The sequence below is a fragment of the Priestia sp. FSL R5-0597 genome (genome assembly GCF_038006305.1).
GTDB lineage: Bacteria > Bacillota > Bacilli > Bacillales > Bacillaceae_H > Priestia > Priestia zanthoxyli.
On sequence record NZ_JBBOUZ010000001.1, the window covers coordinates 4,539,734 to 4,556,118 of the forward strand.

The window sequence follows — 16,385 nt, forward strand, 5'->3', positions numbered from 1 at the left end:
CCAATAAAGAAATTATATCAAAAATCGTGAAACTTTTTAGAGACTGAAACGTAAAGTAAGAAAACTGTGCCTTGTAAAGGAGGGAGCGTTATGTTTGTTATTGTTATCGTTCGCGTGTTCATTTTCGCGCTTGTTGCTTACACACTATTAAAGCTGGTTCAGCATTTTCGCAGTCCAAAGCGGAAGCTTGTAGCAGCTCAGGAACATCAGCAATTTTTTGTCGTTGACGAAAAAACGAATATCCGCAAAAATTTTCTACTAACGTATAAAGGTATTTTATTTGAAGGAGAAAAATACAGCAATCCCAATGAACCAGAGTCTTTGTCGATTACAATGGTGTTAACAGATCCATCTCGATTGCATGAACTGCAAAAACAAGATTTCAAGCTGCTGGAAAATCACGTACACAACATGTATCCAAATGCTCCTATTCGCTGGAAAAGCCCCGTTCGAGAATTTTTACACTGAGCACAAAATCATTTGTGCTCAGCTGATAACAAAAAAGAAAAGTAAATCAAGAGCGGCAAGAATAGGAAAACCTACTGTAAACGATGTGTGCTTCGTTTTATGACGATAGCAATACATACCAATCAGTCCTCCAATGGCTCCTCCGATAGCAGCTACCGTCCACAGTGTGCTTTCGGCAATTCTCCACTCATGTCTTTTCGCTTTTTGTTTATCTCTATACATCATTCCTATCCCTATTATATTAATAACAATAAAATAGGTAAGCAGCAGTTCATTCATGATATGTCCTCCGATAGCAAAAAAGCCTCATCATCTAAAGATGACGAGACTTTATATTCATTACTTATCTAAGCCTTTTTTAGCAGCAGTTGCTAATTCAGCAAATGCTTTTTCATCAGCTACAGCTAAGTCAGCAAGCATTTTGCGGTTAACTTCAATACCTGCTAATTTTAAACCGTGCATTAAACGACTGTAAGAAAGACCGTTCATACGAGCAGCTGCATTAATACGTGTGATCCATAATTTACGGAAGTCACGTTTTTTCTGACGACGGTCACGATAAGCATACATGTGAGATTTCATAACTTGCTGATTAGCAACTTTATATAATCTATGCTTCGAACCGAAGAAACCTTTAGCTAATTTTAAAACTTTTTTACGACGTTTGCGTGTTACTGTACCGCCTTTTACGCGTGGCATAATTGTTTACCTCCTGTATTGTTTCTATCTCAACCCAAATTACTTAATGTTATCTAATAAGTGACGGATACGTTTGAAGTCACCTTTGCTTACTAAAGAACCTTTACGTAATTTACGCTTTTGTTTTGTAGATTTGTTAGCGAATAAATGGCTTGTGTAAGCACGAGCACGTTTTAATTTACCGCTTCCAGTCTTTTTGAAACGCTTTGCAGCGCCACGATGTGTTTTCATTTTTGGCATGGGGTGTTCCTCCTCGTTCTATTACTTTTCGTTTTTAGGTGCCAAGACTAAGAACATGCTGCGGCCTTCCATTTTAGGAGCCGATTCAACTGAACTTACATCTTCGCAAGCTTGTGAAAAACGTTCAAGTACTTTTTGGCCAATCCCTTTATGAGTAATGGCACGACCTTTAAAGCGAATAGACGCTTTCACTTTGTCACCTTTTTCAAGGAACTTGCGTGCGTTACGAAGTTTAGTGTTAAAATCATGTTCATCAATTGTTGGACTTAAACGAACTTCTTTTAAGTTTACAACTTTTTGGTTTTTACGAGCTTCTCTTTCTTTACGTTGTTGCTCATAGCGGAATTTACCGTAGTCCATAATACGACATACCGGCGGTTTCGCATTTGCAGCAACCATTACTAAGTCAAGATTTACTCGTGAAGCAATTTCTAATGCTTCATTTTTTGATTTAATTCCTAATTGTTCACCATTTTGATCAATTAGACGAACTTCGCGAGCTCGAATGCCCTCGTTTACCATCATGTCCTTGCTAATAAGTAGCCACCTCCAAGGTTTAATGAGCGAATACGCTTGCTTAGACCGATTATTAACTCACACAAAAAAGTGTGAGTACATACTGCACCCACACTTCTATCGTTTTAATTAAGATACGATGTACCTGCTAACTGCTTTATGCGTCACTCAGGTGAGAAGCGGGTGCTTCTTCTTCTGTATAAACAAGTATTCAATTACTTAAGCTATTATAGTATCAACAAAGACAAAAGTCAATGATTTCGTTCTTTTTTCACAACAAAAGTTATTGTATCAAAGGAAAACCATTTATGCAACAGTTTTTTATAAATGTTAGATAAAAAAGCAGAGAATTTCAATTCTCTGCTTTTTTCATTAACGAGATGCTTCTGCTTTTACATTTTGTAAAAAGGCTTGGAAATCCACTGTTTCTGAATTCTGCTCACCATATTTACGTACGTTTACTGCTTTATCTTCTACTTCTTTATCCCCTACAACAAGCATGTAAGGAATTTTTTGCATTTGAGCCTCACGGATTTTATAGCCAATTTTCTCATCGCGAGAATCAAGTTCCACGCGAATACCCGCAAGCTGAAGCTGTTCTTGCACTTCTTTTGCATACTCAAGGTGAACCGTAGGTGATACCGGAATCACTTGAACTTGTACAGGTGCTAACCACGTTGGGAAAGCTCCTTTGTATTCTTCGATTAAGAAAGCTACAAAACGTTCCATTGTTGACACCACGCCGCGGTGAATAACAACAGGTCGATGCTGTTTTCCGTCTTCCCCTACATACGTTAAATCAAAGCGTTCAGGAAGTAAGAAATCCAATTGAACCGTAGATAGCGTCTCTTCTTTACCAAGAGCTGTTTTAACTTGAACATCTAGTTTTGGACCGTAGAATGCCGCTTCGCCTTCAGCTTCATAATAATCAAGGTCAAGCTCATCCATTGCATCTTTTAACATGCTTTGTGCTTTTTCCCACATTGCATCATCATCGAAGTATTTTTCTGTATCTTCAGGATCACGATAAGATAGACGGAATGAATAATTTTCAAATCCAAAATCTTTATAAACCGCTTCAACTAAGCGAACCACACGAATAAATTCTTCTTTGATTTGATCCGGACGTACAAAGATATGTGCATCATTTAACGTCATGCCTCGAACGCGCTGAAGTCCTGATAATGCTCCTGACATTTCGTAGCGGTGCATTGTTCCAAGTTCAGCAATACGGATTGGAAGCTCACGATAGCTGTGAATACCTTGTTTGTACACCATCATGTGATGAGGACAGTTCATTGGACGAAGAACCAGGTCTTCGTTATCCATTTCCATTGCAGGGAACATGTCATCTTGATAGTGCTCCCAGTGACCAGACGTTTTGTAAAGTTCTACACTTCCAAGCACCGGCGTGTAAACGTGCTGATAACCAAGGCTTACTTCTTTATCTACGATATAACGTTCGATAATACGGCGGATCGTCGCACCTTTTGGAAGCCATAAAGGCAGACCTTGTCCTACTTTTTGAGAATTTGTAAATAAGTTTAACTCTTTACCAAGTTTACGGTGGTCACGTTCTTTTGCTTCTTCAAGAAGACGAAGATGCTCGTCTAAATCTGCTTTTGTAAAGAATGCTGTACCGTAAATACGCTGCAGCATTTGATTGTCGCTGTCTCCGCGCCAATAAGCACCTGCTACGCTTAATAGTTTAAACTCTTTAATTTTGCCTGTTGACGGCACGTGCACACCTCGGCAAAGATCAAAGAATTCGCCTTGTTGGTAAATCGTCACCTTTTCACCTGCTGGAATCGCATCGATCAATTCAAGCTTTAGTTCATCGCCAACTTCTTTAAAAAGTTGAATGGCTTCTTCACGAGAAACTTCTTTTCGTTCAATTTCAATATTTGAATTAACGATTTTTTTCATTTCTTTTTCAATTCTACCTAAATCTTCAGGAGTAATTGATTCTTCCATATCGATGTCATAGTAAAACCCATTTTCGATAACCGGGCCTACACCTAGCTGTACTTTTACATCTTTGTATAAACGTTTGATTGCTTGAGCCATTAAATGCGCTGTACTATGGCGCATAATTTCAAGCGCTTCAGGAGCATCTTGCGTAATGATTTCAAGACTGCCATCTTGTTCGATTGGCGTACGTAAATCCAGCAGCTCGCCGTTTACTTTACCTGCTAATGCTTTTTTCTTTAATCCCGGGCTAATAGAAGCCGCAATATCTTCTGTTGATGATCCTTTTGGATACTCTTTAACAGCTCCATCAGGAAATGTCATTTTGATTACTTCTGACACAACTTTCCACTCCTTTAACATAACTAATAAACTTTTTGTAAAAACAAAAAACTCGTCCCTTATAAAAAGGGACGAGTTGTGTATACACGCGGTACCACCCTTGTTTCCTCTTCGTATCTTGGATAACCCAAATAACCCGAAGCGGCTCGAGGTTTTATAACGGAAATTCCGTCAGTAATTACTAGAGACGCTGCTCGTTTACTACTGAAGTTTAGAGGTGGTAAGAATATATTCCGTGTTAGGAGATTTTCAGCCTAGATCTCCCTCTCTATAAACCGTAAATATACACTCATGTCCTCATCATAACTTGTGACATATAGCTGTTTTTCAATATGCATTTATTATATTCATTTTCAAAATAGAAATCAACCTTTCACGTTATATTTTGCTTTTGATCAAACGGAAATTCATTTTTTTCGTATAACATCACTTTTTCTTGAAAAATATTTTGAATGGTATAAACAAAATCATGATCATGCTGGTCGCTATACAGATGAATAGCAGCTGGAGATAAACTCAGCAAAGGCGCGATGATAGTTGAGTCTATGTATACTGATTCTTGTTCAGATAGAAAGGCCTCTGCTAGGGCTGCACATTCACGCTCCGGAACATATCTACTGCTTTGGTCGTACAATACAAACTTGTTTTTATTCAAATGCATTACATACACATCGCCTGTAGATGACTGTCTTTCATTAGCTGCTTGACGCAGCTGATGAATAAGAATTTGATAGTCTTGTTCAAGCTTATATTCATCAATCGCCAGCTCAGCATAATAGCGCAGCCGCTCTTGATATTCTTTTAAACGGAATTGGAGAAAAGACTCAAAGGTGAATGTTACATTATGAATGAAGAAGTCTTGAAGAGCCTGGCGGATAAGTAATTCTCTTGGAAGGGAAAATGTTTTTTGCGGAATTTCGCCTCTCTCTCCTTCCATAATCCCCCCCATAATTTGAAGCAGCAAATCTTGTTCTTCCTCTTCTGAATAGAAAAATTGTTCTTTTAATATGTTTACCATCATCTTTTTTTCTTTCTTTTTTAAAATCACGTGCGTTAATACCGGTATCACCATGTCTTGTAAAATGGCCTCTCGATTGTATGTCTCATCAATAACTAAAAGCTGATTATTCACCAACTTCAAGCACTGTGAACCATATGATAAAGCGCTTCGCTTCGCGCATAAAGACTCATATACAATGACTGCGTCTTCTACATATTTAAAGAATATTTTCATTCCTCATAGCCCCCCTTTGGACACGCTTTATTAATGTATATGGGGCAACATGCAAAAAAATGAGCAAGTCGTTACAAGAAATGTAAAACGACCTGCTCATCTATTTCGCTTATTCTCTCCATTCATTTCAACGGGAATGGCTAGAGACTTAATTCGTTCCATGACACGAGCGGCTTTGAGCTCTTCCTGCTCGCCTCGTTGGGTATAAGTCAAATGATGTTGAAGCTCTTTAAAATTTAAATTCGAGCTGAAAAATGTCGGCAAATTTTCGAGCATGCGGAATTGTAAAATGGTTCCGAGCACATCGTCTCGCATCCAGCTCGTTACAGATTCTGCTCCGAGATCATCAAGCATAAGAACCGGTACTTTTTTGACATACTCTATTTTCTCATTGAAGCTTTGATCTTGAAACGAACCTTTTAACTCACGCAAAAACTCCGGGACATACAGAATCGTAGATTTCACTTTCTTTTCGGCTAACGCATTGGCAATTGCTCCAAGAAAATACGTCTTCCCCACACCAAACGAACCGTGTAAATATAAAGCTTTCATTTTCTTATTTGGCTCATATTCTCGCACAAAATCTCTTACTAATTTAATGGCTTCAAATCTTCCCTGCTCAATTTCAATATCAGACATCGTTGCCTGTAAAATTTCTTTGGGCACGTACATACACTGAATAAAAGATTCTTGTTCTTTTCGCTCATCTTCTTGTACTTTTCTAGGACAGCGTTCATACTGTAAATCAATATTACGGCCTTTTACAACCAGCTGAGGGTGATACCCCTTCACCATATTGACACAGCTTTGCAGAGAAGGGCATTTGTCACAGCATTTGCTCTGATCGATAAATTCATGCATCTTCATCAAGCCTCGGTCGACCATTTGCTCATCTAACTCATGGCGATGCTCTTGCAGAAACGTTTTAACTTCGGGATTAGACAGAATACTGTTTCTTAATGCTTCTAAACGTGCTTTAAAATCCTTTTTGTTCACTAACTGATTTAGTGAATCATTGATAGGCTTCATCTTTTTCACCTCATCTCTATCATACCTGCTTTTTATTCTTTATGCTTTTGTTTTAGCTCTTGATCTAACTGCTTGAGCTCTTCTTGTAGCTTTCGTTTTTCTTCTTCAAATCCATCCACTTCTTTTGAAGGCTGCTTTTTCTCTTCTTTTTCTTCATCGCTCAACCACTCTGGCACCATTTCTTTACGCACAATTTTTCGTCCGGCCGTTTTTTTATTTTGCTTTGCCTCGGTCCAGTTCTGATATTCTTTCTGTTCATTTTTAGCTAAATTCATGGCATCTTGAACAGTTTGTACCTTTTTGCGCGCCCAGTGTCCAGCAATTTTCTCTACATAGCTCTTAGATAATTTCATATCGGACCTTAGCATAACATAGTAAATCAGAACATTTACTACCCCTGGTGAAAGCTTTTGATTAAACATCACTTCTTCAATCATTTGCAAATCTGCTTTTGATGGCTCTGCCCCCCCTGAAAACTCGATCAATAGCTGTCGAGGAGAGGTGACTTCTAGCTGTTGAATGAGCTGCTCTTCCTTAGTCTGAGGCTGCTTTTCCTGCATAGTACGAAGCATAGGAGGCTGAATTTGTTCGCTTAGATTGGGAAGTGCTTCTCCATTTTCAAATTGGTAAAAGGACTGTGCTGCTTTTCTAAGCAATTCAATATCAACTTGATCATTCTCATTTAGCGAATCGAGCACTACATTTTTCATTTGAAGAGGATCAATGCCGTATAAAAAAGCTAACTTTTCAATCGCTTGTTTTACTTTAGATGTAATGGACCTTTTCGAAATCATTGAATCTGTTAGGCCTGCTAAAAATAAATCAAAATCAAAGGAATCCGGGCTCATCTCAATAGAAGCACGGTTTGAAGAATCTATAAAGTCCGTTTGAGCATCAGGAGAAAATACATCCTTGCTTTCAGACTGAAAACTTGGAGCCAGCTCCGTTGCTTTAACTGATTTAAATACATCGTTAAATGAATGCGTCACATCTTTGAACGATTGATCATCCACGAGTGAATCCGAAAAATAATTTTTTATTTTTTGAAAGATGGATTTTCCTAGTCGGTTATATAAATATACATTTAACACGCCATCGTTAAAGAACTGATGGGGCGTAAGAGGAGGAATGAGCTCATAAATGAACACACGAACATCATCTTCTTCCTTAATATATGTTTTTAACAAACCAATACCTTCTAATTTTAACCGCTCATGGTAAATAGCTTTCAAATTAATTTGCATCATTGACATTAGGTGATGATGCGTAGACTCTTTTCCCCATAAACGATCTTGTTCCAGCTCGCTCCATAGCGTCATATACAAACCAAAACACGTCGTACCCACCAACGGCTGATAGAGCATTGTTAAAATCTTTCGGTCGTATTCCTGCAGTATGCCGCTCGAACGAACAACATAACGATCGACCGGTATCATTTCTTTCCAATGTTGTTCTTTCATGTCGTTCCCTACCTACTTTTAAAGTAATAGAAATGACAAAAAAAGAGCCTAAAGAATACTTCAATAGCTCTTTTACAGTCGTTCCTTCTTAATTAAATCTTTTAATTCATCAATAAATACATTGATGTCTTTAAATTGTCGGTATACCGAAGCAAATCGAACATAAGAGACTTCATCGATAGCAGCTAATCGCTCCATCACCATTTCTCCTACCACATCTGACTGCACCTCTGATGTACCCTGACTGCGCAGCTCTGTTTCAATATCGTGTACGGTATCTTCCAGTTGTTTTAAGCTTACTTGGCGTTTTTCACACGCCTTAATTAACCCTCGAAGGATTTTGTCTTTGCTGAACTCTTCTCTCGCTCCATCTTTTTTTACAACAATTAACGGAAGTTCTTCTACTTTCTCAAAAGTTGTAAAACGATAGTGACACTCTTCGCATTCACGTCTTCTACGAATAGAGCGGCCTTCTTCTACAGGGCGCGAGTCCAGCACTCTCGTTCCATTGTAATGACAGGATGGGCACTTCATATTCTCAGCTCCAATAATAAACCTTGTTTTTCTTTTTATTTTCTCTCATATAAGTTAATTTTCATCTATGTTAGCCGGCTATTCGCCATTTATTATGATTATCATCATCATTTCCTTTATCAAACACGATGCTATATTAAAGGATTTACTTTATTCCATCTTATAGAAAACAAGGCTTGAATACAAGTAAAGGAAAAGGAATTTCCCCATTTTATTTCCTGAAATTCAAAAATGATAAGGAACTTACGAAGAAAGAGGAATAAGTTTTTGATCAAAGCTCTTATAAAGCGTACGTACAAGTTCTTTGCTAAAACCAAAATCAACTGGCACCACTTTTGACTCTGTTGTAGCAGAAAAATCGATAGCGGTTTCAAGAGGACGTACGCTAATAATGGTAATCACAACAAAAGCTTTTCTTCCTTTTACAACGTTTAAGCTAATTTCTCCTCGCTCTTCATACGCAGCAAGTATCTCTATCCCTTGCATATGCTTCAACATTTCATGAACTTGCTTAAATGCATTCCCAGCCGTTGTTTTGTAATAATGCGTTTTTAGAGTCGGATCTGAATGACGATCGCTTGTTTCTACATGATTAGAAAATAAAGATTTAACTACTTGTACTACCCCCATGTTGTTATCCCCTTTGTTTTTGCATATTAAAAATTTATATACTAAAAAGAGGTGTGTAATACACCTCTTAACTTACGTAATCAATCGACACTATTAAAGTGCATTCGCTTTAGTTTGTTTTACCTGAACAGGACCCATTCCACGTGGTAATTCAATTGTTTCACGTGTCTGTGCACTTAGAGCATCTGCAATATAATCTGCTGCGATTGTAGGATCTAAATGACCACAAGTATAAACATCGATACTTGCATAACCATGCTCTGGGAAGCTGTGAATCGTTAAATGTGATTCTGAAATAATAACAACGCCACTTACACCTTGAGGTGCAAATTTATGGAACGCTACTTCGCGAACTTCCGCACCAGATTTTAAAGCTGCATCAACAAACGTTTTTTCAATATAATCAATATCATTTAACTTATCGAAATCGCATCCCCATAATTCTGAGATGACATGACGACCCATTGTTTCCATAATGATATTTCCCCCTTTAACAATTTTTAATCGTTAAACATGAAGTTCTTTCGCCATATAGCATGTTAACTACCACGGGGGAAAGTTAGTCCAAAGAGGTCCTAACCCTTTAAGTAGCCACATCACCGAAAGGTACACAAGAAGTTCACGAAACATAGTATACTTTGTTTACATTTATTTTGCAATACGTGTTTTGATTTTATTAAAGATTGTTCCCGCAGATAGACCTATACAAATTACCCCTGTATTCTCGTGAGACAGTGTGTAAAAGCTGCTAAACGACTATTCATTTTTTTATTAAAATTGAGGAAAAGAAACACTCCTTTGCATGATTATCTTATTGCTTTTCCCTATTCTTTTGAATAAAAACAAAAAAAACAGGGCGATAGCTCCCTGTTTTTTTTAAAAAGCAATCTATAGCTTTCTTAGCTTACTCTTATCTTTGATCCATTACGCATTTCTGCAGCAATATATCTTACCAAATCGACTACGCGCTGAGAGTAGCCCCACTCGTTATCGTACCAAGCTAACACTTTAATTTTATGATCTTCCATTACGATAGTCGATAGTCCATCTACAATCGCTGAATGAGGATTTGTATTAAAGTCAATTGATACGAGTGGTTCCATTGTTAAATTTAAAATATTCTTTAATGGTCCTTCAGCAGCTTTAATGAACGCTAGATTAACATCTTCCATCGTCACAGGTTTCCTTACATCCACAACTAAATCGACAAGCGATACGTTCGGCGTAGGAACGCGCAGCGCCATTCCATGAAGCTTTCCTTTTAAATGAGGAAGAACTAATGAAAGCGCCTTGGCTGCTCCAGTTGTTGTAGGAATAATTGATTGAGCACACGCACGGGCTCTTCGCAAGTCTTTATGCGGGTTATCAATATTCTTTTGATCATTTGTATATGCGTGAACGGTCGTCATTAAACCGTTTTCAATTGTGAACGCTTCGTCTAACACCTTGACAACTGGAGCTAGACAATTTGTCGTACAAGAGGCATTAGAGATAATGTTATGCTGATTCACATCAAACTCTCGTTCGTTTACGCCCATCACAATAGTAATATCTTCTTGTTTACCCGGTGCCGTTAAGACAACTTTTTTAGCACCTGCTTCAATATGTAACTGCGCTTTTTCTCTTGAATTAAATTTCCCTGTCGCTTCAACAACTAAATCAATCCCAAGCTCTTTCCAAGGCAAATTCAGCGGATCGCGTGAATTTAATAGCTGGATTCTTTTACCGTTAACAATTAGCGCATCATCATCACATTTAACATCTCCATTAAATGGTCCGTGTATAGAGTCATATTTGATTAAATGTGCTAATGTTTCTGCTGGATAAGATGCATTTATAGCAATAATATCTAAATTCTCCTCTATAATCGCTGTGCGAAAAACCATTCTTCCTATTCTCCCAAAACCATTAATGGCAATACGTGCTTTCATGGCTATACCCCTCTCTATATGTGTTATACTATTTAACTTTTTATATTGAATAGTATAACATAAATATTTAAAAAGTGAATAATATTAATTTTTTTTAATAAATTATTTTAATTAAGTTTTACTATATGTATATAGCGAGAACAGATATTTAACACATTCTTTTTTAGAAGCTCGTAAATATTCTCAATAAAAAAATCCGAACGAGCTTGATTCTACCTCAAGAATCAAGCTCGTTCGGATTTCCCTTCAGCTAACATACGTTTATCTCAGCCTCTTTAATCTAGCCATAGGGCTAATATACTTAAAAGCTGTTGTTTTGTTTCCTCTACAGGTCCGTTGTTATTGATCACCGCATCGGCTAAGGCTACTTTTTGAATCAAAGGCAGCTGTGCGTGGATACGTGCATAGGCATCTTTCGTCGAGAGATCATTACGAGATTTTAACCTTTCTAGCTGCACAGGCTCATCGACATATACAACCACTACTTTATCGACTAAATGCGTCAAATCACTTTCAAACAGCAGCGGAATATCTAATACCACAGCATCATATCCTTCCTCGATATACCTTTCCTTTTGAGAAAGCATTTCTTTTCTTACCGCAGGGTGTACAATTGCATTCAACTTTTTACGTTCTTCCTCTTGAGAAAACACAATTCCCCCTAAAGCCGCTCGATTGATCTCCGCATTTTCGTGAAGAATGGCACGGCCGAACGTCTCTACGATTTGGTTATATGCTTCTTTTCCTGGTTCGACGACTTCTTTTGCAATGTGGTCAGCATCGATTACTGGAATATTAATATCTCTCAGCATTCCGGTTACCGTACTTTTTCCACTAGCAATTCCGCCCGTTAATCCAATTACAATTGACATTGGCCTCTCCTTTATCGCTTTATTTAAAATCTAAAAATACCTAAAATAATAAGCAGAACTCCCGGTAAAAAGGAAAACATTTTCATCCATGATAAACGTGAAAAAACTTTGCCAAACTGTATGCCAGCACTTAAAAAAAGTGAACTCATAAGAGCTACAGCAATTGCTAAAGCATACGGCGAATAACCTAATAAAGCTGCTCCAAACCCTGCTCCAAATGCATCAAGAGATAATGCAATTCCAAGTATAAATGCTTCAATCCCAGTGATGGAACCTGAATTATCTAAATCTGCTGCCGTTGGTTTTTTCAATACGTTAATGACTAAGCCAATTGACTTAATTTCAATTTTCACTAATGTTTTTTCTTCTTTCACTCGAGATGAATCTGCCGGACAAAAAAACTGGTATAAAATCCACATTCCAAGTAGAACAAGAATACCTCCGCCTACTTTATTTAGTACATCCACTGAAAATAGATGCGTAAGTACCTTTCCTAAAAACATAGAAAACATTAAAGAAAATGCTGAGCAACATGAAATAATAAAAATGGATTTCAGCGGGATTTTCACCTTTCGAAGTCCGTATGTCAGGCCAACGCTAAAGCTGTCAAGACTTACGGCAAAAGCAAGAATAAGTAAAGAAAATGTTATCATGATGAGAGGACTCCTTTCCTTTCTGTCTATACGTAGTATATGAAAGGAGCCCATCCATTGTTATTTTTTAGCCGGCTGACAATTTGGGCAGATATGTGTTCCTCTACCGCCTACAACAAATTTTTCAATTGGGGTACCGCAAATTTTACAGGATTCGCCTTTTCTTCCGTACACGTAAAGCTGCTGCTGAAACATGCCTATTTGCCCCTGTGTGTTTACATACGTGCGAATTGTGCTTCCCCCTTGTTTCACCGCTTCTTGAAGGGTCGCTACAATTTCTTCGTACAATTTTTCATACTCTTCGTCTGTTAATTGGCTGGCCACTCGTTCAGGGTGAATCCCTGCGCGAAATAGTGCTTCATCTACATAAATATTCCCTAGCCCAACCACGACATTTTGATCGAGTAAAACCGGCTTGATTTTTCGAGAGGTTTTGCCGATTCGCATTTTTAACTGACTTGGATTAAATGTTTCGTCAAACGGTTCAGGTCCAAGGCCAATAAGAGGAGGAAACAGATCTTCCTCTCCCTTTTTAAATAAGTGCATGGTACCAAATTTCCTTACATCCCGGTATCGTAATTCTGTTCCGTCGGTGAAGTGAAAAAAGACGTGTACATGCTTATCTGGTTCGTCTGCATTTTCATGGAGAGCATATTTTCCTTCCATACGCAGATGAGAAACCATCGTATAATCATCGAGTACAATTTTCAAAAACTTACCTCTGCGTTCAACATCTCGAATGGTTTGTCCAACAAGCGCGTCACAAAACTGCTCAACTTGCTCAGGACGTTTGATAATATTAGGCCATTTAACGGTTACACGCTCAATGGTCTTACCACTGGCTAATTCAATCAACGTACGTCTGACGGTCTCAACTTCTGGTAATTCTGGCACGTTTGTCACATCCTTTTTCCACTACTTTGCTTCGTACCAAGTCTTTCCGTAAGAATAATCTACTTTCAACGGAACTTCTAGCTCTAAAGCATGCTCCATTACTTCTGGTACGATTTTCTCTAAAATTTTAATTTCTTCTTCTGGGGCTTCAAAAATCAGCTCATCGTGTACTTGAAGCAGCAGCTTAGCCTGAAGATTTTCATCTTTTAAGCGCTTATCCATTTCGATCATTGCTTTTTTAATAATGTCAGCTGCTGTCCCTTGAATAGGCGTATTCATAGCTGTACGCTCAGCAAAGCTGCGGAGGTTAAAGTTTCGGCTCGTGATTTCAGGCAAGTAACGGCGGCGGTGCAAGAGCGTTGTTACGTATCCCTTTTCTTTTGCATCGCGCACAATCGTATCCATATACTCCTGTACACCCGGGAAGCTTTTTAAATAGCGTTCAATAAAAGTAGCCGCTGCTTTTCTTGTAATTCCTAAACTTTGCGATAAACCGTAATCACTGATGCCATAGACGATTCCAAAATTAACTGCTTTAGCCTGACGGCGCATATTCGACGTTACTTCTTCTCTTTCGACGTGGAACACATCCATCGCTGTTTTCGTATGAATATCTAAGTCATGCTTAAACGCATCAATTAGCTTTTCATCATTTGCAATATGAGCCAGTACGCGCAGCTCAATTTGTGAATAATCCGCCGCAAATATTAACCAATCAGGCTGTGAAGGCACGAACGCACCTCTTATTTTTTTACCTTCTTCAAGACGAATCGGGATGTTTTGCAAGTTAGGATCTACTGAGCTTAACCTTCCCGTTTGAGTTAACGTTTGATTAAAGCGGGTATGAACTTTTCCATCGCTTTCATGAATAACCTTTTTTAACCCTTCGATATACGTAGACTGTAATTTTCCTAGCTGACGGTATTGTAAAATCTCTGGGATAATATCATGGGCGCTAGCTAATTGCTCTAATACATCAGCTGATGTGGAATAGCCTGTTTTTGTTTTCTTTATGACTGGAAGCTGCATTTTTTCAAAAAGAACAACTCCTAGCTGCTTTGGTGAATTAATATTGAATTCTTGTCCAGCGTATTCGTAGATTTTCGCTTCAATTTTTTCAAGCTGTTCTCGAAGATCTTCGCCCATTTCATCCAAACGCGCCCGATCAATTTTCACCCCTTGATATTCCATATCGGCAAGGACAATGGCAAGAGGCATTTCAAGCTTTTCAAACAGCTCAAACTGTTCATTTTCAACCAATTCTTTTTCCAACACTTCTTTTAAATAAGCTACGGCGGCTGCTTTTCTTATAACATGCTCAGCTAGCTGAGCAGCTTCCGCAATGCTTCGCTTAGCTCCTTTTCCATACACAGCTTCATCTGATTGCACTTGATGATATCCTTTTAATTTTGCAATTGTCGCTAGGTCATCATTTGCTTCAGCGGGATTTAAGATGTAAGAAGCAACCATTACATCATGTTCAATTCCTTTAATTTCATGCCCCGCCCATTTTAACGATACAATCGTACGTTTTCCATTAAATACCGTCTTTTTTACATCTTCATCTTCTAGCCATGCTGTAAACTTGGAAGATGAAAGAGCTGTGTCTTTATCAATAAAATAGTGGCCGTTTTTGTTGCTGATTCCAAAACCGAGCAGCTGATTGTGATGATAGTTTTCTTCATAACCTTCTACGATCAGAGCTGCTTCGCTTGTTAACATATCATCGTGAACTTCCTGCACTATTTCAAACGTCAGTTCTTCAAAATCTGCTTCCTCTTCTGCTGATTCACCAAATTTAGCAAGCAGAGAATTAAACCCAAGCTCTTTAAATAAAGAGATGACCTTTGAAGATTCAAACCCGTCATATTTCGCATCTTCTACAGATACTTCAAGAGGCGCTTCGCAATAAATAGTTGCAAGCTTTTTACTCATGATGGCTGATTCACGATTATCTTCTAGCTTTTCTTTTAATTTTTTACCGCTGACTTGATCGATAGATTGCAATACATTTTCAACGGTTTCAAACTCTTTTAATAGCTTTAAGGCTGTTTTTTCTCCAACTCCAGGCACACCTGGGATATTATCTGAGCTGTCTCCCATAAGACCCTTCATATCAATGATTTGCGCAGCCGTGATTCCATATTTTTCATCAATGGCTGCAGGCGTATAGGAATCCACATCCGTAATTCCTTTTCTCGTAATATCTACGGTTACATGCTCTGACACAAGCTGAAGTAAATCTTTATCACCGGAAATGACTTTCACGGCCATTCCTTTTTGTTCTGCTTGTTTTGAAAGTGTACCGATAATATCATCTGCTTCGTACTCAGGCAGTTCATAGCGCTTAATTCCATATGCATCTAATAACTCACGAATAAAGGGAAACTGCTCTGAAAGTTCAGGAGGCGTCTTTTGTCTGCCTCCTTTATATTCTGTAAATGTTTTGTGACGAAACGTTGTTTTCCCTGCATCAAAAGCCACCAGTAAATGCGTTGGCTTCTCTTCCTCTAAAATACGTGTCAGCATTGTAGTAAAGCCGTATATGGCATTTGTATGTATTCCTTTATCATTGTTTAAAAGCGGCAAAGCAAAAAATGCACGGTAGGCAATACTATTCCCGTCAATTAATACTAGTTTTTGTGTCATTCATGTTCCTCCATTTCGCTCTCTTCTTATCTTACCTTTATTTTAGCAAACAATAAGCTTTAAGAACAAAAAGTACTCTTGAATTCAACGTTTTATTTTCATATGGTGATAAGATCTATACATCATAAAATAAAAAACACCGCCTGGTTATTTTAGGCGGTGTAGCATGTGAATGGATAGAAATTGTCAAAAAGAATCGGCGAAAATAGCACGGTTAAAGCTATTTTCGCCTTACATATTGGCTCCTTGGATGAAGGGGTTTCCAT

17 protein-coding genes and 2 other annotated features are annotated in these 16,385 nt (G+C 38.2%); of the genes, 1 reads left to right on the forward strand and 16 read right to left on the reverse strand.

Annotation, left to right across the window (positions count from 1 at the left end):
* The first annotated feature begins 90 nt into the window (after window positions 1-90).
* Window positions 91-468, forward strand: a complete 378-nt coding sequence (locus tag MKX72_RS23955; RefSeq protein ID WP_028411769.1) for a hypothetical protein — start codon at window positions 91-93, stop codon at window positions 466-468.
* Window positions 469-486: 18 nt separating this feature from the next.
* Here MKX72_RS23955 and MKX72_RS23960 read toward each other — a convergent pair whose 3' ends face one another.
* The 16 genes from MKX72_RS23960 to polA all read right to left on the reverse strand — a co-directional run bounded on the left by MKX72_RS23960 (window position 487) and on the right by polA (window position 16,119).
* Entirely contained in the window at window positions 487-747 is a 261-nt protein-coding gene (locus MKX72_RS23960) for a DUF1294 domain-containing protein (RefSeq protein WP_028411770.1), read from the reverse strand.
* A gap of 60 nt (window positions 748-807) precedes the next feature.
* Complete coding sequence (gene rplT / locus MKX72_RS23965) at window positions 808-1,167, reverse strand: 50S ribosomal protein L20 (RefSeq protein ID WP_013059425.1); 360 nt, start codon at window positions 1,165-1,167, stop codon at window positions 808-810.
* A gap of 39 nt (window positions 1,168-1,206) precedes the next feature.
* Window positions 1,207-1,407: a 50S ribosomal protein L35 gene (rpmI, locus tag MKX72_RS23970; RefSeq protein WP_013059426.1), complete on the reverse strand. Its 201-nt coding sequence runs from the start codon at window positions 1,405-1,407 to the stop codon at window positions 1,207-1,209.
* A gap of 21 nt (window positions 1,408-1,428) precedes the next feature.
* Entirely contained in the window at window positions 1,429-1,932 is a 504-nt protein-coding gene (infC, locus tag MKX72_RS23975) for a translation initiation factor IF-3 (protein WP_013059427.1), read from the reverse strand.
* Between the two features lie 69 nt (window positions 1,933-2,001).
* Window positions 2,002-2,124: a sequence feature (ribosomal protein L20 leader region), on the reverse strand.
* A 171-nt stretch (window positions 2,125-2,295) separates the two neighbouring features.
* Window positions 2,296-4,254: a threonine--tRNA ligase gene (gene thrS / locus MKX72_RS23980; protein ID WP_217915987.1), complete on the reverse strand. Its 1,959-nt coding sequence runs from the start codon at window positions 4,252-4,254 to the stop codon at window positions 2,296-2,298.
* Window positions 4,255-4,297: 43 nt separating this feature from the next.
* Window positions 4,298-4,546 (reverse strand) — a binding site (T-box leader).
* 60 nt (window positions 4,547-4,606) lie between these two features.
* A complete protein-coding gene (gene ytxC, locus MKX72_RS23985) occupies window positions 4,607-5,467 on the reverse strand; it encodes a sporulation protein YtxC (RefSeq protein WP_028411772.1) in 861 nt (286 codons plus the stop codon).
* A 96-nt stretch (window positions 5,468-5,563) separates the two neighbouring features.
* Complete coding sequence (dnaI, locus tag MKX72_RS23990; RefSeq protein ID WP_013059430.1) at window positions 5,564-6,496, reverse strand: primosomal protein DnaI; 933 nt, start codon at window positions 6,494-6,496, stop codon at window positions 5,564-5,566.
* A 32-nt stretch (window positions 6,497-6,528) separates the two neighbouring features.
* Window positions 6,529-7,956, reverse strand: coding sequence for a replication initiation and membrane attachment family protein (locus tag MKX72_RS23995; protein ID WP_033579625.1), 1,428 nt, complete (start codon window positions 7,954-7,956; stop codon window positions 6,529-6,531).
* A 72-nt stretch (window positions 7,957-8,028) separates the two neighbouring features.
* Window positions 8,029-8,490 (reverse strand): transcriptional regulator NrdR, encoded by a 462-nt coding sequence (gene nrdR, locus MKX72_RS24000; RefSeq protein WP_013059432.1) that lies wholly within the window; start codon window positions 8,488-8,490, stop codon window positions 8,029-8,031.
* Between the two features lie 243 nt (window positions 8,491-8,733).
* Entirely contained in the window at window positions 8,734-9,120 is a 387-nt protein-coding gene (locus MKX72_RS24005; protein ID WP_028411774.1) for a hypothetical protein, read from the reverse strand.
* Window positions 9,121-9,213: 93 nt separating this feature from the next.
* Window positions 9,214-9,594, reverse strand: coding sequence for an adenosylmethionine decarboxylase (gene speD / locus MKX72_RS24010; RefSeq protein ID WP_013059434.1), 381 nt, complete (start codon window positions 9,592-9,594; stop codon window positions 9,214-9,216).
* 425 nt (window positions 9,595-10,019) lie between these two features.
* The gene (locus tag MKX72_RS24015) at window positions 10,020-11,051 is read right to left on the reverse strand and encodes a glyceraldehyde-3-phosphate dehydrogenase (protein ID WP_013059435.1); all 1,032 of its coding nucleotides are present in this window, start codon (window positions 11,049-11,051) and stop codon (window positions 10,020-10,022) included.
* Window positions 11,052-11,326: 275 nt separating this feature from the next.
* The gene (gene coaE / locus MKX72_RS24020; protein ID WP_033579624.1) at window positions 11,327-11,923 is read right to left on the reverse strand and encodes a dephospho-CoA kinase; all 597 of its coding nucleotides are present in this window, start codon (window positions 11,921-11,923) and stop codon (window positions 11,327-11,329) included.
* 23 nt (window positions 11,924-11,946) lie between these two features.
* On the reverse strand, window positions 11,947-12,576 hold the full coding sequence (gene ytaF, locus MKX72_RS24025; RefSeq protein WP_033579623.1) for a sporulation membrane protein YtaF: 630 nt from the start codon (window positions 12,574-12,576) through the stop codon (window positions 11,947-11,949).
* 60 nt (window positions 12,577-12,636) lie between these two features.
* Window positions 12,637-13,470, reverse strand: a complete 834-nt coding sequence (gene mutM, locus MKX72_RS24030; RefSeq protein ID WP_028411775.1) for a DNA-formamidopyrimidine glycosylase — start codon at window positions 13,468-13,470, stop codon at window positions 12,637-12,639.
* Window positions 13,471-13,491: 21 nt separating this feature from the next.
* A complete protein-coding gene (polA, locus tag MKX72_RS24035) occupies window positions 13,492-16,119 on the reverse strand; it encodes a DNA polymerase I (protein ID WP_155007625.1) in 2,628 nt (875 codons plus the stop codon).
* Window positions 16,120-16,385: the final 266 nt, after the last annotated feature.